The organism is Parolsenella sp., assembly GCF_982402205.1.
In genome coordinates this window covers 1-19,809 of the sequence record NZ_CEVYAT010000015.1, presented here as the reverse complement: position 1 = coordinate 19,809, position 19,809 = coordinate 1, and the positions used below count along the sequence as shown (strand labels likewise).

Genomic DNA, 19,809 nt, shown 5'->3' with positions numbered 1-19,809 from the left:
GTTCCATCGTTGAAGGAGGAGAAATGGAACTGCTTTTCCCAGCGCTTATGTGTGGCATCTTCTGCTACCTGGGCGCCATCGAGTCCGCGCCGATGTTCGGCATCACGGGCAGCTTCTACATGGTTGGCCGTCCGCTCGTCGGTGGCCTGCTGTGCGGCCTCGTCTTCGGTGACGTGACGGCCGGCGTCCTGTGCGGCGTTGCCGTCCAGGCCGTGTTCATCGCCAACCTCTCCACGGGCGGCGCGACGAACTCCGAGATCACCTACGCCACCTACGGCGGCATCGGCCTCGCCATGGCCACCACCAAGGATCCGGCCGTGGCCGTGACCCTGTCGGTGCTTGTCGGCAACACCTTCGGCCTGATCTTCTACAACACCCGTATGGCCCTCTACTCGTTCTTCAACAACGGCGCCCAGAAGGCCGCTGAGGAGAACAACGACCGTGGCATCACCCTCTGGCACGTCATCTACCCGCAGATCTGCACGTTCTTCCTTCGTGCCGTCCCCGTGTTCCTCGCCATCTACCTTGGCCAGGGACTCGTCGACTCCCTGCTCGCCTCCGTCCCCGAGGTCGTCACGCACATCATCTCCGTCCTCGGCGGCGTCCTGCCCGCCCTCGGCATCGGCATGCTGATGAACATCGTCATCAAGGAGAAGATCCAGCTCATCTACTTCTTCGCTGGCTTCGTGCTTCTGGCCTTCGCTGGCCTCCCGATGGTCGCCATCGTCTTCATCGCTGCCCTCGTCGCCTACCTCGTCTACCAGTCCTCCGGCAAGGCCGCCGCTGCCCCTGCCGCTGAGGCCACCGGCGACAACGCCGACGGTTCCTACGAAGACGACGACCTGTTCTAAGAAGGGAGACAACAAATGGCAACTGAAATCACGCCCAAGGTTGGCCCCAACGGCAAGCAGGGTCTGACCAACAAGGATCTTAACCAGCTCTGGCTGCGCTGGGCTTTCACTCACCTGTCCTCGATGAGCTACGAGAAGCTGCAGGCCCACGCCTTCGCCTGGTCCTACATCCCGTTTGCCAACAAGTACTACGCCGATGACCCCGAGGCCAAGCGTCGCCTGCTCGTTCGTCAGTCGGTCTTCTACAACACCGAGCCGCAGACCGGTACGCTCGTCAACGGCATCGTGGCCTCCCTCGAGGAGAACATCGCCCTCGGCGGCGACGTCGACGAGGAGATGCCCAACAACGTCAAGACCGCCCTCATGGGCCCGTTGGCCGGTATCGGCGACTCCATCGTCCAGGGCATCATCGTCCCGATCCTGCTCTCCATCGGCATGAGCCTCGCCGCCGGCGGCAGCCCGCTCGGCCCGCTGTTCTACATCATCTCCTGGGGCATCATCGGCCCGCTGATCTCGTTCGTCTGCTTCCGCACCGGCTACAAGCTCGGCGTCGGCGCGGTTGACATGATCGTTGGCGAGACCGCCCGCCGCCTGACTGGCGCCTTCAACGTGCTGGGCATCATGGTCATCGGCGCCCTGTCGGCCGGCAACATCGCCCTCGTGACCACCCTGAACATCCCTATGGGTGGCGACTGGGCTCCGCTGCAGGACACCCTCGACGGCGTCTTCCCCAAGATCCTTCCGCTGATCGCCGTCCTGGTCACCTGGTGGATGCTCGACAAGAAGCAGTTCTCGCCCACGAAGGTCATCCTGGTCCTCACGGCCGCTGTCATCGTCTTCTGCCTGCTTGGCGTCTTCTAAGGATTGCCCCGCAACACCTGAGCGAGGTCACATAGCGAGCTCGCTGTTCCAAGGCCCCGGGGCACCCACACGGTTCCCCGGGGCCTTCCTAATCTATTAACCGGTTCACCAGCTTTGACCTGTGGTGATGCTCGAACGCCGTCATGTGCGAGACGAGCCGACGTACGCGAAGCGTCACCATGAGCAACAAGGGACGGGGCATCGACCCGCCCAAGGCCGCAAGCAAAAGCACCTACGGAAAGGACGCGCCATGGCACTTCTGCGCTTCAAGCCCATCCCCAAGCAGACCGTCTGGGGCGGCAACACCTGCCGCGACTACTACCACTACGACTGGATGCCCGACGGCGTGGGCCAGGCCTGGGCGTTCGCCGACCAGGGTGAGCAGTCCAATGTCTGCGTCTCCGGCGAGTACGAGGGCATGACGCTCGGCGAGCTGTGGCGCGAGCACTCCGAGCTGTTTGGCGACACCAACCGCCAGTTCCCGGTGATCATCTCGCTGCTGTGCCCGGTCGACGACCTCTCGATTCAGGTGCACCCCGACACCGAGCACGCCAAGCCCCTGGGCTTTGCAGCGGGCAAGAACGAGGCCTGGTACTTTCTCGAGGCGGCCGAGGGCTCCGAGCTGGTCTATGGCCACAACGCCACCGACGAAGCGGACCTTCGCAACTACATCGCCGAGGGTCGCTGGGCAGACCTCATCGACCACCTGCCCATCGAGAAGGACGACTTCGTCTACCTGCCGGCGGGCCTGCTCCACGCCTGCTGCAAGAACGTCATCGCCTACGAGATTCAGCAGGCTACCGACGTCACCTACCGCTTCTACGACTACGACCGCGTGCAAGCCGACGGGTCGCTGCGCGAGCTGCACCTCGAGCAGGCCATCGACTGCCTGAGCTACGACAAGTCGATGATGGTCAACCAGGCCAAGCCCTGGACCGAGGACCTGGGCAACATGAAGCGCACGCACCTCATCTCCAACGACTCATTCACGGTCGAGAAGATCGAGGTTACGGGCCCGTGCATCCTGCCGGGCGAGGAGTACAAGCTCGTGACCGTAGGCCGCGGCTCGGGTACCGCCAATGGCGAGGACATCGCCGTGGGCGACCAGATCCTGCTGCCGAAGGGCGAGTCCCTCGAGCTCGACGGCAACGTCACGCTGCTCACCACGACCGCCTAGGCCAGTACGCCTGCAACCACGACTTCTCAAGGAGAGAACATGCTGCTACTGCCCTCTATGATGTGTGCCGACTTCCTTCGCTTGGGCGAGGAGGTCGACGAGCTGGTCGAGGCAGGCTGCGACGGCTTCCACCTCGACGTGATGGACGGCCACTTCGTGCCCAACCTGGGCATGGGCCTGGGCGACGTCGAGGCCATCTGCGGCCGCTCGAAGGTCCCCTGCGACGTGCACCTGATTTCGAACCACGAGCCCACGACCATCGACCTGCTGGTCAAGGCTGGCGTGCAGATCGTTTACGTTCACCAGGAGGCCGAGCCCACCATCAACTCGACCCTGCTGCAGATCGAGCGCCTAGGCGCCCACCCCGGCCTCGTCGTCGACCCAGGCGTCAACTTCGAGACGGTCGAGACGTCGCTGCCGGTGGTCGACTACGTGCTGGTCATGACCGTGAATCCGGGCTTCTCGGGCCAGAAGTACCTCGACTACGTGGACGAGAAGCTCGAGCGTTTTGTCGAGGCCAAGGAGAAGTATGGCTACAAGGTCATCATCGACGGCGCCTGCTCGCCCGCGGTGATTGAGAAGGCCGCCAAGATGGGCGTCGACGGTGCCGTCCTGGGCACGAGCGCCGTCTTTGGCAAGGGCCGCCCCTACGCCGACATCTTCAAGGAACTCCGCGAGCTGTAGGCGTGACAAAGGGGTCAGAGCCCTTTGTCACCTTTTCTGAAATGCGTGGTCTGGTGGGGTGGCGTGCCTGGCGCGCCACCCCACCTCGTGACGCCGGGTCGTCCGTGCAAAGCGGATGGCCCTTAAATTATGTGTGACGCCGCGCACTTCTCGCGTTATGTATGCAACAATAACTTACATATGTATATGTAAGAAACTTTACGAGGACTCGCCTCGTTCCATAGCAAGGACGGTGCACCATGGCCACGCTCTACTCCGCGATCAAGGACGACCTGCTCGCAAAGATCAAGGACGGCACGTACAAGGAGGGCGAGATCATCCCGCCCGAGATCGAGCTCGCCAAGAGCTACGGCGTGAGCCGTCCCACGATTCGCCAGGCCCTCCAGATCCTCGCCAACGACGGCTACGTCGAGAAGCGCAAGCGCCGCGGCACGATCGTCACGAAGCCCAAGGTGGCCCAGGGCCTCACGATGGGCGTGCGCAGCTTCGAGGAGGACATGAGCCGCGAGGGCCGCACCGTTCGCTCGACCGTCATCATCTTCAAGCGCGAGCGCGCGAGCGACGAGGTGGCAGCGAACCTCGAGCTCAAGCCTCGCGAGGAGGTCTACAAGCTGGTTCGCCTGCGCTACGTCGACGACAAGCCCAACGTGTTCGTCGAGAGCTACATCCCGGTCGAGCCCTACCCCGACTTCGAGCGCTACGACTTCACCACGCAGCGCATGTACAGCGCCATGACCGAGTACGGCCACCCCGTGACGCAGGCGCACCGCCGCCTCGACGTCATCAAGGCCGATGCCGCCACCGCGGCCCTGCTCGACGTCGACCCCGGCGACCCGCTGTTCCTCTTCCACACCGTGGGCCGCGAGTCCGACGGCCACGCCGTCGAGTACTCGATTGCCACCTACCGCGGCGAGAACAACACCTTCGAGTTCAACGTCAGCCGCGAGGAGCAGTAGCGCTCTGAGACAAATTAGCCCGGAGCTTTATCGTCCCAAACCGCAGGAAAAGCAGGACAAAATTGCTCCGGGCTAATTCGTCCCATGCGGGCACATCGTCCCGGAGCAAGCAGCCAAACAAGATGAGGCCCGCCGGTCCTGGGTGAACGGCGGGCCTCCTGCAAAAGAGGGTGCTCTGTATGATTGGCGCCTGCCGCGCGGCCAACGCCGCGGACGCAGGCAAGCGCCGACTCGCGGTGCGCTCCTACAGCTCGATGGAATCGATGCCCTGCTCCTCGAAGCGACGGCGCAACTCGTCGATGATGGGGATGCCGGCGCTGCAGCCGATGCGCTCGGCACCCGCGCGCACCATGTCGAGGAAGGTGTCGGCGTCACGGATGCCGCCGGAGGCCTTGACCTTGACGGCGTCGCCCACGGTCTGCTTCATGAGCTTGACGTCCTCGACGGTGGCGCCGCCGTTGGCGCAGCCGGTGGAGGTCTTCACGAAGGTCGGCTTCACGCGCGTGGCGATCTCGCAGATCTTGACCTTCTCCTCGTCGGTGAGCATGCAGGTCTCGAGAATGACCTTGCAGGGGATCTCGAGGCCGGTGGCCTCGCGGGCCTCCTGGCAGGCGGCGACGATCTGGGCCATCTCGTCGGCGATGTAATCCCAGTTGCCGGCCTTGACCTGCGTGAGATTCACGACGTAGTCGATCTCGTTGGCGCCGTTGGCCAGGGCGTCCTTGGTCTCAAAGACCTTGGCGGCGATGGAGGTCTGGCCCAGCGGGAAGGCGATGGCCGCGCCGGTGTCGATGTCGGTGCCGGCAAGCTGCTCGGAGCAGAATTTGGACTGGACCTGGTTCACGGCGACCATCTTGAAGTGGTAGGCCTTGGCCTCGTCGCAGAGCTTGGCCATGTCCTGCTCGGTGGCGTCGGCGTGGATGTTGGTGTGGTCGACGAGCCTGGCGAGGTCGTCAATGGTGTAGCGAGCCATGTGGTTCCCTTTCTATCGCTGGCGGCGTGTCCGCCTCTATGCCTAATGAATATGTCAATACAATACCGCTTATATAGCAACATGTCACCTACAAACGGCTGTGATTTGGCAATGAGCGGTCATATTTGTAACGAGTTCACATTTTTATGTAAGAGGAATGGCCTAACAAACAGCATACACGCGAGACCCGCCTCCTCTATCGTGCGAGACGGGCGGCGCTGGGTATACTAATCCCCAATGTGCGGACCAAGCCGCGCCGCCGGGAAGGGCCCGGCAGCCACGCCGGGGCACATCCGGCACGCGCCGACGCGCTCGGCGAGCAAAGAGCGAGGAGAACATGAACGCCAAAAGCGACGCGGGAGACTGTCACAGTAGATGCCCCCTGGGCATGAGTGGCCACGTCTCTTCCAACCCCGTCAGCGACAATCAGGGCCTGCGCGCAAGCGCCGCCCCGCAGCTCAAGGGGGTGTCGTCATGGAAGTAGCGCTCAGCATCCTCTTTACGCTGCTCCTCACCATCGCAAACGGGTACTTCTCGATGTCCGAGGCGGCGCTCGTCGCCGCCAAGCGCGCGGTGCTCGAGCACGATGCGGACGAGGGCGACAAGCGCGCCAAGGTCGCGCTCGAGCTCTCCGGCGACTCCGGCCAGTTTCTCGCCGCCATCCAGGTGGCCATCACCCTCGTCGGGTTCTTCTCGGCCATGGTCGCCTCCACGACCCTGTCAGACCCGCTTGCTGCTTGGCTCATCTCGCTGGGCGCGCCCGCGGGCGTCTGCAACGCGCTGGCACCCATCGTCATCACGGTGATCGTCTCGTACGTCTCGATCGTGGTGGGCGAGCTCGTGCCCAAGCGCATGGCGCTGGCAAACGCCGAGGAGGTCTCTAAGTCGGTCTCGCCGTTCCTGCGGGGCTTCTCGCACGTGGTGGCCCCGCTCGTGTGGCTCACCTCGAAGTCCGCCGACGGCCTGTCGCGCCTGCTGGGCGTCAAGTCTGCCGACGACCGCCAGGAGGTCTCCGAAGAGGAGATTCGCTACATGGTCACCGATGCCGATGAGCTCTCCGACAAGGAGAAGTCGATGATCCACGAGATCTTCGACCTGGGCGACGCCATCGCGCGCGAGGTCATGGTGCCGCGCGTGGACCTCACGGCCGTCGAGGACACCGAGACACTGGGCGAGGTACTTGCGCTCATGAGGCGCACGGGCTTCTCGCGCATCCCGGTGTTTCACGAGGACATCGACCGCATCGTGGGCGTGGCGCACATCAAGGACCTGCTGGGCCCCATCGTCGACGACGACGCGCAGAACCGTCCCGTGAGCGACTTCGCGCGCGACCCGGTCTTCGTGCCTGACACGAAGGACATCATCCCGCTGCTCTCCGAGATGCAGCAGCGCCATGACCAGATGGCGATCGTGGTCGACGAGTACGGCGGCACCGCCGGCGTCATCACGATCGAGGACATCGTCGAGGAGGTCGTGGGCGAGATAGCCGACGAGTTCGACCCCGACAACAAGTACCTCACGCGCCTGTCCGACCGCGAGTGGCTGGTCGACGGCCGCTTCTCGATTGATGACGCGCGCGACCTGGGCTGGCCCATCGAGGACTCCGAGGAGTACGAGACGGTCGCCGGCTTCATTCTCGAGCTCGCGGACTCCGTGCCGAGCCCCGGCGACTCATTCGACGTCGAGGGCTACAACTTCCTCGTGCAGTCGATGCGCGGCCGCCGCATCGCCCTACTGCGCGTGACGGCGCCCGAGCCGCCTGCCCCCGCCGGCGAGGACGAGACGCCCGACGAGTAGCGGCCTGTGAGCCCACCGCCCTCGCTCGAGAGGTTCCGCGTGTGCCTCGTCAAGCTCTGCTCGGCAGGCGGGATGTATAAAAGTGCAGCCGTATTGCATATGAAATCTAGCTGCGGTTTATCAACGTCTCTTCATATCCGCTCCATAACTAGGGCACCGCCAGCCTTGCCGGTTGGTGGTGCCCCGCGCGTCTCAGGTATAATTCACCTCGTTACATCGCCCTGCAGCCGCGGCCCGAGCCGCGCGCCGGCGGGCATCGGGGTATCACACACCAACCACGACACGCCTCGATTCATCACAGTCGCCGGGAGTGCCCGGCACAGTCGACGGGAGTCGTGCTTGGCCAGACGCGCAACAGGGCGCTTCAGGGTTATCCCCCTCACCGTGATGGTGGCGTTTGCCATCGTCGTGGCAGCAGTCTTTGCCGTCACGCACGTGGGTGCCGCTCAGGCGGCCCCGGGCCAGGACTCCACCACCGCCATTGGCGTGAGCGCCAACGCCAGCGAGGCAACGCTGCCCGCAGACGCGGCCTCCAAGTTCGCGACGGGCAGCCCTACCAGCAACGTCTCGCTCTCGCGGGTCTCTGCCCGCACGGGCTACGAGGTCAAGACCATTGGTCCCGAGCAGGTGGGCGAGCAGACCGCCGGCATCGCGCTCGAGGGAGACACCGTCGTCGTCACGCGCGACGAGGGTTGGCAGCAGGGGAGTGCCTCCGCCTACACCCTGGCCTGCAACGATGGCTACGACGCCACGGCCTCGGGCGTCCTTCTCACTGAGAACAGCATGACGGTCGCCGTGCCCGCCTCGCGAACCGACCTGCTGGGCCGCACGGTCGAGATCTACTACAACGGGCTCACCGTCACCGCGACGGTCACCGACACCGGCGGCTTTGCCCCGCTCGGTCGCGACCTCGACCTCGCCGGCGGCGTCTGGCGAGCCCTAGGCGCCTCCTCCACCGAGGAGTGGGGCGTGCGCACCGTGAGCTATCGCTTCCTGTAGGCGCGGCCCAATTCGGCTACCATGGCTGTTACGGAGCCCGTGCGCGTCGCGCGGGCCACACCCGCGCCGCTCACACCTAAAGGGAGCACAGAGATGGCACAGCTTATCGACATCCGCCGCGTTGCCGTGGCGCCGCAGCACTTCACCGCCCGCGTGACCATTGCCAACGGCGGCCCGCTCACCACCGACGAGGACCTCGTCGGTACCACCCACGTCTACAACCTCCTGCCCGACATCGTGGAACACGCCTGCCTGGGCGACGCCTCCGAGACGTTCCGCGACGTCATGGGCGCCACCGAGGTGGCGCACCTGCTCGAGCACGTGACCATCGAGCTCATGGCCCGCACGGGCCTGGGCGGCGACGTCTCGTGCGGCCGCACCTGGGAGGTGGCCGGCGAGCCGCGCACCTATGACGTGCAGCTTGCCTGTCCCGATGACGTGCTGGTCTCGTCCGCGCTGTCGAGCGCCGCATGGATTCTGCAGTGGGCCTACTCCGGCGGCGCCGACCCCAAGCCTGACGTCGACGCCATCGTCGCGGGCATCCGCGACCTAGTCCAGAACGCCGAGCAGATTGCCGAGCGCGAGGCCGCCCGCGATGCCGCCGAGAAGGCTGCCGCCGAGCAGGGATCGCCCGACGAGCCCGCCGCTTCCGCCGAGGACGTCGACGCGCCCGCCCAGACGGGCGAGGGCGAGCTCGAGGCATAGCCCCGCGGCTGGGTATAATCGCCAACAACGTAGGACTGACGCCGAGCGCCCGCGTTCTCGCGTGCGCCAAAGGAGGCAACTATGAGCAAGGGTGCAGTTGGATTTGTCCTGGGCAGCGTGTTTGGTGCGGCCGCTGGCGTTGTCGCCGGCATCATGCTGGCTCCGCGTTCTGGCGCCGAGAGCCGCGCCATGGCGGCCGACGTCGTAAATGACGCCTGGGATGCCGCGGCCGACGCGTACGAGAAGGGCGGCGCCGTCGTGAACGACCGCCTGGGCGGCCTGCGTCCCACCGTCGACGCCGCGACCGACGAGCTGCGCGCCAAGATCGATCTGGCCCGTGAGCGCATGGACCAGCTGCGCAGCACGCTGTCCGACAACGTGGCCACCGCCGCCGACGCCGTGACCGCCACGGCCACCGCCGTCGCCGACAAGGTGGGCGCGGTTCCGCAGGCTCCTGCCACCGAGGCCGTCGACGTCCACGTTGAGGCGGCCGCCGAGGCAGAGCCCGAGCAGGACGGCGTCGATGAGGACGCCGAGGCCTAGGAGCCTCTAGACGCTGGTTCGTGGGGCGCCGCGGGAAACCGTTGGCGCCCCATTTCATGAGATGGGGTTGCGATGGCAAAGCAGATGATGAGCTCGATCGTTCGCACGAAGGTCTTCGTGCCGGGCAAGGCCTCGCGCAAGCAGGCGCAGGCCGGCGTCGAGCCCGATCCCAAGAAGTACGGCAAGGTCCACAACCTCGTCTTTGCGCCCGACAGCCGCCGCATGGTGGGCATCATGGTGCGCCGCCCCGACGTCGCGGGCATGGTCAAGCAGGACGACCGCTTCGTCCCGCTCGATTCGGTCGAGTTCCACGAGGGCGGTCTTCTGTGCGCAGGCACCAAGGAGTCGTTCGACGCCGCCGCGTGCAAGCGCCTGGGCCTCGACCTCGACCACTGCATCATCTGGGAGGGTGCCGACGTCATCTGCGAGTCGGGCAAGTTCCTGGGCTACGTGATGGACGCGAGCCTCGACGTCACCACCGGCGAGGTCGACTGCTTCTGCGCCCAGGAAGGCAACACCGCCTCCGAGCTCGTGGGCTTCTTCGAGATCCCGGCGGCCTGGGTGGTTCGCTACGACAAGGGCCGCATGATCGTGAAGGACCAGGCGGCAGACCTCGAACTCTCCGGCGGCCTTGCCGCCAAGGCGGGCGAGGGCTACGCGCAGGCCAAGGACAGCGCCAAGAAGGCCACCGCGAAGTTCGACGAGAAGGCCTCCGTCGCGGTCGACAAGGGTGCCCACGGCCTGGGCAAGCTTATCGGTAAGGCCAAGCGCAGCGTCCAGCAGGCCTCGCAGGACTACCACGAGGCCGCCGGTGCGCCCGAGAAGGCCGCCGGTGCCTCGTCTGCAAAGCCCGCTGCCAAGCCGGCCAACGCCTCCGAGGCCGGAGCCGCCGCGGCAAAGGCCGTGGGCGAGCAGCTGGGCAAGACCCGCGGCATGTTCTCAAGCTTTATGAAGGAATTCAAGGACGCGAGCAAGTAAGCTAGGGGTGAACGAAAAGTGGGGGGGCGGCCGCAGGGCCGGCCCCTTGCGTGGCGAAACGGATAGCGATGTCGTACTCATCAGACTACAGGGGCAGAAACGACGGCCACGGCCAGGGCAACCCCCGGCCCAGGCGCGACGAGGCGGGTCGCTCGGGCTCGTATCGCCCCGAGTCATATGGGTACCGCGAGCAGCGCCCGAGCTATGGCGACCGTCCTCGCGCTGCGCGCGGTGACCATCCCCAGGCCCGCCCGCAGCAGCGCCCGTCCTCCTACCCTGCGCCTCGCCCGCAGCAGCGCCCCTCTCGCCCTGGCTATGGTGACGCGTCGCGCCCCCAGGCTCGCCTGCGCTATGACCAGCGCCAGGGCTATGGCCTCGACTCGCGTGGCGCCCCGCGCCCCGGCGCGCGTCCGTCTGCCGCTCGGCCCCAGCGTGGCACTGCCGCCCGCCCCTCCGCGCGCGGCGGCTACCAGGGACGTTCCGGCCAGCGACAGCGCTATGCCGGCCCGCCGCGTGACGCCCGCGATCGCGGCCGTGGCCGCAACCCACTCGCGGGCGGCAAGGCCGTGCTCATGTCGGGCATCGTGGGCGGCCGCCGCACCGGCGACCTCATGGGACGCCGCCGCACCTCGTCGGGTGCGCGCAGCATCATCGCGGGCATCGTCTGCGTGGCCATCGTGGCCATCGTGGCGGTACTGCTGTGGTCAAACCGTAAGGTGAACATCACGCTCAACGGCGAGACGTACAGCATCCGCGTTGGCAGCACCTGCGAGCAGGTCATATCCGACGCCGAGCTTTCTCCTACTGCGGGCAACCTCGTCTCGGTCTCGGGCAACAAGCTCGAGGACGGCGCGGGCTATGCCTTCACGGCCACGCTCGGCGGCAATCAGATGAGTCAGGACGACATCTCGAACTACCGCGTGAGCGAGGGCGATTCGCTCGACATCACTGACGGCGGCGACCGCACCGAGGACTACGACGTCCAGGTGATGGACGAGCAGCCGCAGCTCGAGATGGGTGGCGACGCGTGGGGCAACATCAGCTACATCTCCCAGTGGCCCAAGGTTGGCCAGTACGAGATGCGCACCGGCAAGCAGTCGGGCGAGACGGCCCGCGGCGACACCCTGAGCGAGACCCAGAACGCCGTCGTCTCGGTGCACCAGATCTCTCCCGATAATGGCAAGAAGCTCGTGGCCCTCACCTTCGACGATGGCCCCGCCGAGAAGTATACCGATGCCTACCTCGACATTCTTGACCAGTACAACATCCACGCCACGTTCTTCTGCCTGGGCCAGAACGTCGAGGCCTACCCCGACCTCGCCAAGAAGATCTGTGACCGCGGCAGCGAGGTCATGAGCCACACCTACCAGCACCAGCAGCTCACCGCCCTCGACGCCAGCGCCCTGCAGCAGGAGTTCTCGAGCACCTTCTCGAACATCGAGTCGACCGCCGGCGTCAAGACCACGGGCTTCCGCCCGCCCTACGGCGCCTTCTCCGAGAAGGCCTGGCTCAACTCGGGTGGCCTCGCGAGCGTGAGCGTGCTGTGGAACCAGGACTCGCTCGACTGGAAGCGCCCCGGCGCCGACGCGATTGTCGAGAACTGCCTCAAGAACGTGACCTCGGGCAGCATCATCCTCATGCACGACGGCGGCGGCAACCGCGACCAGGATGTCGAGGCCCTGCCCCGCATCATCGAGTCGCTGCAGAGCCAGGGCTACGAGTTCGTGACCGTGAGCGACCTCATGAAGTCCGACAGCTCGATTCCGGCCGACATCGCCGGCGGCGACGCCACGATGCCCGACGGCTGCGTGTGGCCCACGCAGCTCAAGGCCGACGACAGCTCCTCGAGCGATTCGTCGAGCTCCGATGGCTCGGACGGCTCCTCGGGCTCGAGCGACTAGGGGAGGGCCGCGGGGCTGTCGCGCCGGCGGAGCTCGACGCCCGCCCGGCCACGCGGCCGCCCCCGTCAAGGGCCGGCGGCTTTGCCGTCACCCATCCTGCAGCATCAGCTTTTTGCAAGCATTGGGCGGTCGCTGCCGCGCCGTTCGCAGCTTCGCGTGTACAATGGGCGGCGCAGGGTCTCGATGACCTTGCGCCGCGGCCCCGCGTTCACACGCGCGGGCGTCCGCATCCCTCAACCCAAGAGAAGGGTCATTGATGAAACCCCGACCTGCGAGTCGATGACCCCGTGTGACGTGCCACGTTCGGACGCGCCGCATGGGGTGTCCGAGCCAGACCCGTGCCGCCCTCCGCGGCCGCGCCTGGCATGAGTGCCGCCGATTCTCGGCGCTAGCACGAAGGAGCACGTATGATCTACCTGTCCCAGCTTCTGGGCAACCCCGTTCTCGACGCCAACGGCGAGAAGATCGGCGTCGTCAACGACCTCGGCATTGCCACGCGCGAGGTCTTTCCCCGCGTCACCTCGCTGGCCTTCCAGGGCCCCGGCAAGTCGCCGTTCATGATCTCGTGGCGCAAGTACGTCGAGACCTTCGATGACAACGAGGTCCGCCTCGCCGTTCCCGCCACCGACATCCGCTTCTCCTACCTGCAGCCCGACGAGGTCCTCATCGCCCGTGACCTGCTCAACAAGCAGATCGTCGACACGCGTGGCATGCGCGTCGTGCGCGTCAATGACCTCAAGCTGTCCGACACGAGTTCCAGCCAGCTGCGCCTGCTGGGCGCCGAGGTGGGCATGCGTGGCATCCTGCGCGCGCTGTCGCCTGCCTTCGAGCGCCTCGTGATGCGCTGCTCGCACGCCCTGGGCCATGACATTCCCGAGAAGATCATCGCGTGGAACTACATGGACCTCATCGACCGCGACCTGTCCAACGTCAAGCTGTCGGTTTCGCACCAGACGCTCGACGACCTGCACCCCGCCGACGTCGCCGACATCATCGAGCAGCTCGACCCGCGCCTGCGCGGCCAGGTGTTTGCCCAGCTCGACGACGTCCAGGCGGCCGAGGCCATGGCCGAGCTCGACGATGACGAGATGGCCGCCAAGATCATGGGCGACATGGCCGACGCCGACGCCTCGCGCATGCTGTCCGAGATGGACCCCGACGACGCCGCCGAGCTCGTAGGCGAGCTCGACTACGAGCGTGCCGAGAAGCTCCTGCGCCTCATGGGCATCAACGAGCAGCGCGCCATTCGCCAGCTGCTCGGCTACAAGGACGACACCGCCGGCCGCATCATGACCTCGGAGTTCGTCTCCGTCTCGCGCGAGGCCACGGTGGCCGACGTCGCCAAGATCATGCGCGACCTGCCCGACGACTTCGAGCCGGTCAACTACATCTACCTCACCGACGACAACGAGCGCCTCTGCGGAGTCGTGCCGGTGCGGCGCCTGTTCGTCTCCGACCCCACCGACACCCTGGGCAAGCTCGCCGGCGACGATGACGTACTCACCGCCAAGCCCGACGATGACCAGGAGGATGTGGCCGAGGACATCGCCAAGTACAACCTGCTTGCGATGCCCGTCGTCGACGAGAACACCGGCAAGATCTTGGGCATCGTCACGGTCGACGACGCCCTCGACGTCATGGAGGAGGAGCACGAGGAGGACCTGCGCATCGCGGGCGGAACCTCCGACTCCTCCGACTCCGACGCCAACTCCGATGACCTCATGCGCTTCCTGCGCAACCAGATGTGGTTCTTCTTCTGGATGGTGGCCGCCGTCCTGCTCGCCCTGGTGCTGGGTCCCTCGACCGGCGTGGCCGTGGCCTTCGCCGCCCCCGTGGCGCTGGTCGTGGCGGGCGAGATGATCCGCTACGTCACCAACTTCTTCCTCGAGTACGACGCCGACGACGAGGACGCCCCCTCCATCGGCGGCTTCGCGGTCAAGAGCGTGGCCATGGGCGTGCTGTGGGCAGCCATCGTGATGCTGGTCTGCGCGGCCGGAAACGGCGTGGTCAACGGAGCGAGCGAGGGCCTGGGCGCCGTGGTGTTCGAGCTCATGCGCGGCTTCGAGGCTGCCGCCGTGGCCGTGGTCGCGAGCTTTGCCAGCGCGCCCGTCTACCTCAAGGTGCTGCGCGCCCGCGACGAACGCGGCAGCGACACGAGCGGCCTGGTGCTGCACGTCGTTGCCCTGGTCGTTGCGCTCGCCGTGTTCGTGGCCGTGGCCTGCGCCCTCACGATGCCGCTGCTTGGCTAGGGGTGGGCCGATGAGGAGCTTCAAGGTCTGGAAGAACCTGCGCGGCGTGCGCTCCGTTGGTGCCGAGGGCGCCATCAAGGCGCGCCGCCACGAGCCGCTGCGTGCGGCGGCGGTGCTGGGCGCCATGGGCCCGGGCCTGCTCACGGCCCTTGCCGGCATGGATGCCGGCGGCGTGGCGACGTTCTCCAACGCCGGCGCCGTGTTTGGCTACGAGCAGCTCTGGTCAATTCCCGTGATGTGCTTCCTGCTCATCGTGGTGCAGGAAACCGCAGCTCGCATGGGGTGCGTCACGGGCAAGGGCTTCGCCGCCCTCATTCGCGAGCAGTACGGCGTGCGTCTCAGCGCCTTCGCCATGCTCGCCCTCATCGTGAGCAACACGATGGTGACGCTCTCCGAGTTCGCCGGCATCGCCTCGGGCATGCAGCTGTTTGGCGTGCCCACCATCGTGAGTGTGCCCATCGCCGCCATTGCCGTGTGGCTGCTGGGCATGAGTGGCTCGTACAAGCGCATCGAGAAGATCCTGCTTGCCATCGCCTGCGTCTTCGTGACCTACGTGGCGGCGAGCTTCATGGTGGGCCCCGACTGGGGACAGGTCCTGAGCTCGACGTTCTTGCCGCAGGTCAACATGACGCCTGCCTACGTGAGCCTGCTGGTGGCAAACATCGGCACGACCATCTCGCCCTACATGATCTTCATGGGCCAGGGCAACGTGGTCGAGAAGAACTGCGACGTCGACGACCTGCCCTACCAACGCATCGACACCGTGAGCGGCGCCATCGTGGCGCAGCTCATCGCGTTCTTCATCGTTGTCTGTACCGGCAGCGTGCTGAACCCCGCCGGCATCGCCGTAAACTCGGCCGAGGACGCGGCACGCGCGCTGGCGCCTCTTGCCGGCCCCTATGCCGAGGTGCTCTTTGGCGCCGGCCTCGTGGGTGCGAGCTTCCTGGCCGCGTGCGTGCTGCCGGGCATCACGTCGAGTGCCGTGTGCGAGGCGTTTGGCTGGGAGCGCGGCCAGGACAAGAGCTGGAGCGAGGCGCCGGCGTATCGCGGCATGGTCACGGCCATCACGTTGCTGTCCGCGGCCGTGGTGCTACTGCCCCAGGTCGACCTATTTGGCATCATGATGGTGGCGCAGGTCATCAACGGCGTGCTGCTTCCGGTCCTGCTCGTCTTCATGGTGCGCATTGCCGACGACCGCCACGTCATGGGCGCCTACGCTAACAGCCGCGCGTGGACCCTGCTCACCTGGTTCATCGTCGTCGTGGTCGCGATTCTCACCGTGGTGATGTTCATCCTCCAGGCCATGGGCTACTAGCTGCGTCTTAGCTACTAGCGGCGTCTTATCCCATTCTCTTCCACAGATTCCTAGGAAAATGCCGTTAACTATATTTAAGAGACATAGTTAACGGCATTTTCCTAGGAATCTGTAGCTGGCCGTATGCCTAGTGACCGAGTTGTCTTGCCGTGGGTATTTGGTATGCATTCATGATGCTCGAGAGCTTGGCGGAATCGAGCAAATCGGGCCAGCGGATGCGTATGATTTCTAGACCAAGAGATGAAAGCGCGGCCTCCCTCTGACGCTCGTCTAGGAGTACTTCAATCGTGTCCTTTCCATTCATGAACTCAGCGTCCGTATATTTGCGTCGACCGTCTAGCTCTATGGCAACCATGGTGCCGTCGCTTCGAATCGAGAGCAGGTCGACCCGATAAGGTTTGGTCGGCTCCAGTGGGTTATCAAAGGTAACCTGCAGCTTGGGTTCAACATAGCCAAGCTCAATCATCCGTGCGCGTAGGACGGACTCGCCGCCGTTTTCGGCCAAGCCATTCATGTGCTCGAAAACATCCCGCGCTTTTCCGATTCCCTTGCGATTTCCTCCGCTGTCAATGAGCCTCCGAAGGCTGTCGGGGTCGAGTAGACCGAGCCTCAAGGCGGAATCGGCAATAGCGAGTCCATCGGGGAAGGCGAGTCCCCTTGCGCAGTCGAACACTGTCTTCTCTGGCGAGGAGACTCGCAGTCCCTCTGCGGTCCAAGCACCATCTGCCTCCAGCTTGAAACGGCGCAGGCCGGCAGATGAGCAGCCATTTGCTCCTCCCTTACCGGAGATGCAGACGGTTTTCACGTCGGTGCCAAAGTCTCCTGTAATTGTGAAGTCAAGACCATAGGCAAAAGCCGCTGTCACATAGCAGAAGAGATCGTCGGGGCACCTATCGGCTATCGTCCGAGCAACGAAGAGGTGGCGCTGGCGGACATCAAGCGATTCCCATAGGTCTCGCGAAGCGAACATTCCGTTTTTCGGTGAAACGACGACGCCCTTTCGGCGCCTCGTCAGCAATGCATGCAAGATACTCGGATTGCTCCGCAGACATTTCCCGAGGCGCGCTTGCTCGGCGAGCAGCTCGTCGATTTGGTTGTCCGTTACTCGCCGTAGTCTCTGTGCCATGTCAACCCTTTCCCTATTTGAGATAGGATTGGCCAAACGTGGGCGGTCGACCTCGAGAAAGCAAAGAAAGTCCCGCGCGGGCTGACACGAACCTGACAGGAATCTAACCAGAATTGGCCGTTTTGGTACAAAAGCGGTCTGGCTTCCATCGTTGGTAACTGCAAAATCCTAGGTAAATGCTATTAACTGATAATAAGGGATACGGTTAACGGCATTTTCCTAGGAATGTGGAATTTGAGCTGGGCGAGCGAGGCGGGCGCGCGCCTCCTCCACCCCTCTACAGCACAGTGATGCCGCGGGAGCGCAGCTGCGCCACGGCGCCGGGGCGGTCCTCGTCGCAGATGGCGAGGTCAAAGTCGTCGAGCGACGCGTAGCGGTAGGTGCCTCCGCGACCCAGCTTGTCGGAGCTGCTCACGAGCACGCTCCGCTCGGCGCGGGCGAGCGCCGCCTGCTTGGCCGGGACGTCGTCGAGGTCGAGCGTCAGCACGTCGTCGGAGTCCTCGCCAATGCCCACGGCGCCCATGAACGCCGCGTCGAAGCGGTAGGCGTCGAGCGCGTGCGCCGCGAGCGGGCCCACGAAGCCGTTGTACTCGGCGCTGTACGTGCCGCCCGGGCAAATGCCGCGCACCTCGTGGTTCGCCGTGGCGGCTCGCAGCACGTCAACGGAGTTCGAAAGCACCGTGAGCTTCATGCCGCTTTTGCCAATCAGGTCTGCCAACAGAATGTTGATGGAAGAGAAGTCCAGGTAGATGGTCTGCCTAGGGCGAATCAGCTCGCATGCCTTCTCGGCGATGCGCTGCTTCTCGGGGCGCAGCGTGTCAACGCGCTCGGCGATGTTGCGGTTGATTTCGGCCTCGGCGCGGGTGGCGCCGCCATACACCTTGCGGCAACGGCCCTGCGCCACGAGCCTGCGCAGGTCTTTGCGGATGCAGTCCTCGGTGACGTCAAAGAGACGCGACAGATCGGCGACCGTGACGCGCCCCTCGCGCTCGATCATGCTGGCGATCTCGTTTTGTCTCTCGTCCGAATACATCGGGGCCTCCATCTGCTGATGCCCGTCTCACTTTCCAGGAAATACGATAAATCAATCCAAACTACTTGTAAAACAATAATTAACGCGATATCTTATGGGTGTGGAACAGAGCCGCCGATGTGCGGTGACCGCAGGGCAGAGGGCCCCGCGGCGAGGCAACGAAGGGATGTGCCATGGAAGTCATCATCGACACCGCCGACATCAACGAGATCAAGGAGCTCGACTCCCTGCTCAACGTGGCCGGCGTCACCACCAACCCGACCATCATCACCCGCAGCGGCCTTGCGCCCGAGCAGGCCATCCAGCAGATCATCGACTATCTGCGCCCGGAGCAGAAGCTCTTCATCCAGGTCGTCGCCACGGACTACGACGGCATCATGGCCGAGGCCCGCAAGATCAACTCCCTGCGTCCCGAGAACACCTACGCCAAGATCCCGGTGACCCCGGCTGGCCTCAAGGCCTGCAAGGATGCCAAGGCCGAGGGCCTCAACGTCCTCTCCACCTCGGTGTACTCCTCCGAGCAGGGCTTCCTCGCCGCCGTCAACGGCGCCGACTACATCGCGCCCTACACCAACCGCATGTCCAACTACGGCGATGGCGTCCAGCAGGTCAAGGATCTCATCGAGATGCTGCGCGCCCAGGGCCTCGAGTCCAAGGTCATGGCCGCCTCGCTGCACAACACCAGCCAGGTGCACGAGCTCATCAAGGCCGGCATCCAGGCCATCACCTTCCCGCCCGCTATCCTGCACGCCATGATCGACCACCCCGGCACCAAGATCGCCGTCGACGAGTTCAGCGTCTCGTGGGAGAAGGCCTACGGCCGCAACGAGCTTGGCCTCTAGGCAACGGGCGATGGCGCTTGCGCCTCAATAAGCTGCGACTGAGGGGCGGTGCCAACGGGTGCCGTCCCTCTCTTATATATGTGTGAGCTGGGGGAGGAGGGCGCGAGGGGGTCAGCGCTCATCACGCACCCATGGAGCTGGAGATGCTCCGTCCATCTTCCGTCCATACATGTGGCCGCGTACAGGTCGGGGACGCGTCCGTGTCACGCGCGCATTGCCAAGTGATCACAGCTAGCAGAGCACGGGCGTGCCCGTGGCGGCAATGGCGCGCAGCACCGAGTGGTCGTTGGAGTCGGTGATGACCGCCGTAAAGTCCGAGATGGACGCAAAGCGATACCCACTGTGGATGCTGAACTTCTCGTGATCGGCGAGCAGGAAGCGATACGACGCGTTCTTGAGCACCTGGTCGTCCACCTTGCCGTCATCCGTCGTGGTGGCGAGCACCGCACTCGTGCCCAGGTCGACGCCGCACGTGCCGAGGAAAGCCTTGGAGAACAGCAACGGCTCGAGAAGGCTGATGCATGCGGGCCCGGTGAAGCCGTTGTTGAGCACGTTGAGATAGCCGCCGGTGGCGAGCGCCGTGACCTTGGGGTTGCCGGCGAGGCGTTGGAGCACGTCAATCATGTTCGTCGTGACGATGAGGCGCTTGTCGCCCGCCGCGATGAGGTCTGCGAGGTAGACGTTCGTGCGCGAGACGCCCAGGAAGATGGCGTCTCCGTCGTTGATTTCGAGCCAGGCGCGGGCGGCGACATCGCGCCTGCCCTGCTCGACCACAGCCTCGCGCTCGGCAACGGCGGCCGGCGTGGAGGGGGCCTCCTC

At 65.1% G+C, this 19,809-nt stretch carries 18 protein-coding genes; 14 read left to right on the top strand and 4 right to left on the bottom strand.

All coding sequences use genetic code 11. The features are described 5' to 3' along the window. Positions 1-23 precede the first annotated feature (23 nt). From AC1VTH_RS02020 to AC1VTH_RS02000, 5 genes are all read left to right on the top strand, one after another. Positions 24-851 (top strand): PTS mannose/fructose/sorbose/N-acetylgalactosamine transporter subunit IIC, encoded by an 828-nt coding sequence (locus AC1VTH_RS02020; protein WP_293824352.1) that lies wholly within the window; start codon positions 24-26, stop codon positions 849-851. 15 nt (positions 852-866) lie between these two features. Then, complete coding sequence (locus AC1VTH_RS02015) at positions 867-1,712, top strand: PTS system mannose/fructose/sorbose family transporter subunit IID (protein WP_481334461.1); 846 nt, start codon at positions 867-869, stop codon at positions 1,710-1,712. Positions 1,713-1,962: 250 nt separating this feature from the next. After that, positions 1,963-2,889: a type I phosphomannose isomerase catalytic subunit gene (locus AC1VTH_RS02010; protein WP_481334460.1), complete on the top strand. Its 927-nt coding sequence runs from the start codon at positions 1,963-1,965 to the stop codon at positions 2,887-2,889. A 39-nt stretch (positions 2,890-2,928) separates the two neighbouring features. Then, positions 2,929-3,573 carry a ribulose-phosphate 3-epimerase gene (locus AC1VTH_RS02005; protein WP_481334459.1) on the top strand — a complete coding sequence of 215 codons (645 nt, stop codon included), beginning with the start codon at positions 2,929-2,931 and terminating at the stop codon, positions 3,571-3,573. A gap of 239 nt (positions 3,574-3,812) precedes the next feature. Further along, positions 3,813-4,529, top strand: coding sequence for a GntR family transcriptional regulator (locus AC1VTH_RS02000; RefSeq protein WP_481334458.1), 717 nt, complete (start codon positions 3,813-3,815; stop codon positions 4,527-4,529). Between the two features lie 244 nt (positions 4,530-4,773). Here AC1VTH_RS02000 and deoC read toward each other — a convergent pair whose 3' ends face one another. Then, a complete protein-coding gene (gene deoC, locus AC1VTH_RS01995; RefSeq protein WP_301828773.1) occupies positions 4,774-5,502 on the bottom strand; it encodes a deoxyribose-phosphate aldolase in 729 nt (242 codons plus the stop codon). Positions 5,503-5,976: 474 nt separating this feature from the next. On the opposite strand from deoC, the gene AC1VTH_RS01990 reads away from it, so the two are divergent. The 8 genes from AC1VTH_RS01990 (at position 5,977) to AC1VTH_RS01955 (ending at position 15,989) form a co-directional block, all read left to right on the top strand. Then, the gene (locus AC1VTH_RS01990) at positions 5,977-7,299 is read left to right on the top strand and encodes a hemolysin family protein (RefSeq protein WP_481334457.1); all 1,323 of its coding nucleotides are present in this window, start codon (positions 5,977-5,979) and stop codon (positions 7,297-7,299) included. A 339-nt stretch (positions 7,300-7,638) separates the two neighbouring features. After that, entirely contained in the window at positions 7,639-8,298 is a 660-nt protein-coding gene (locus tag AC1VTH_RS01985; RefSeq protein WP_481334456.1) for an RlpA-like double-psi beta-barrel domain-containing protein, read from the top strand. A 93-nt stretch (positions 8,299-8,391) separates the two neighbouring features. After that, positions 8,392-9,003, top strand: coding sequence for a cyanophycin synthetase family protein (locus AC1VTH_RS01980; protein ID WP_481334455.1), 612 nt, complete (start codon positions 8,392-8,394; stop codon positions 9,001-9,003). An 81-nt stretch (positions 9,004-9,084) separates the two neighbouring features. After that, complete coding sequence (locus tag AC1VTH_RS01975; RefSeq protein ID WP_481334454.1) at positions 9,085-9,546, top strand: YtxH domain-containing protein; 462 nt, start codon at positions 9,085-9,087, stop codon at positions 9,544-9,546. A gap of 72 nt (positions 9,547-9,618) precedes the next feature. Then, positions 9,619-10,524, top strand: a complete 906-nt coding sequence (locus tag AC1VTH_RS01970; RefSeq protein WP_293824334.1) for a PRC-barrel domain containing protein — start codon at positions 9,619-9,621, stop codon at positions 10,522-10,524. Between the two features lie 68 nt (positions 10,525-10,592). After that, positions 10,593-12,425 (top strand): polysaccharide deacetylase family protein, encoded by a 1,833-nt coding sequence (locus AC1VTH_RS01965; protein ID WP_481334453.1) that lies wholly within the window; start codon positions 10,593-10,595, stop codon positions 12,423-12,425. A 407-nt stretch (positions 12,426-12,832) separates the two neighbouring features. Next, a complete protein-coding gene (locus AC1VTH_RS01960; RefSeq protein WP_481334452.1) occupies positions 12,833-14,674 on the top strand; it encodes a magnesium transporter in 1,842 nt (613 codons plus the stop codon). A 124-nt stretch (positions 14,675-14,798) separates the two neighbouring features. Beyond that, complete coding sequence (locus AC1VTH_RS01955; RefSeq protein ID WP_481334462.1) at positions 14,799-15,989, top strand: Nramp family divalent metal transporter; 1,191 nt, start codon at positions 14,799-14,801, stop codon at positions 15,987-15,989. A gap of 127 nt (positions 15,990-16,116) precedes the next feature. On the opposite strand, the gene AC1VTH_RS01950 is transcribed toward AC1VTH_RS01955, so the two are convergent. Further along, complete coding sequence (locus AC1VTH_RS01950; RefSeq protein ID WP_481334451.1) at positions 16,117-17,115, bottom strand: hypothetical protein; 999 nt, start codon at positions 17,113-17,115, stop codon at positions 16,117-16,119. Positions 17,116-17,392: 277 nt separating this feature from the next. Continuing rightward, positions 17,393-18,148, bottom strand: coding sequence for a DeoR/GlpR family DNA-binding transcription regulator (locus AC1VTH_RS01945; RefSeq protein ID WP_293673500.1), 756 nt, complete (start codon positions 18,146-18,148; stop codon positions 17,393-17,395). A gap of 173 nt (positions 18,149-18,321) precedes the next feature. Between AC1VTH_RS01945 and AC1VTH_RS01940 the strand changes: the two genes are divergently transcribed. Then, the gene (locus tag AC1VTH_RS01940; RefSeq protein ID WP_481334450.1) at positions 18,322-18,990 is read left to right on the top strand and encodes a transaldolase family protein; all 669 of its coding nucleotides are present in this window, start codon (positions 18,322-18,324) and stop codon (positions 18,988-18,990) included. Between the two features lie 231 nt (positions 18,991-19,221). On the opposite strand, the gene AC1VTH_RS01935 is transcribed toward AC1VTH_RS01940, so the two are convergent. Then, positions 19,222-19,809, bottom strand: a 588-nt coding sequence (locus tag AC1VTH_RS01935; RefSeq protein ID WP_481334449.1) for a DeoR/GlpR family DNA-binding transcription regulator, incomplete at its 5' end; no start/stop codon positions are given.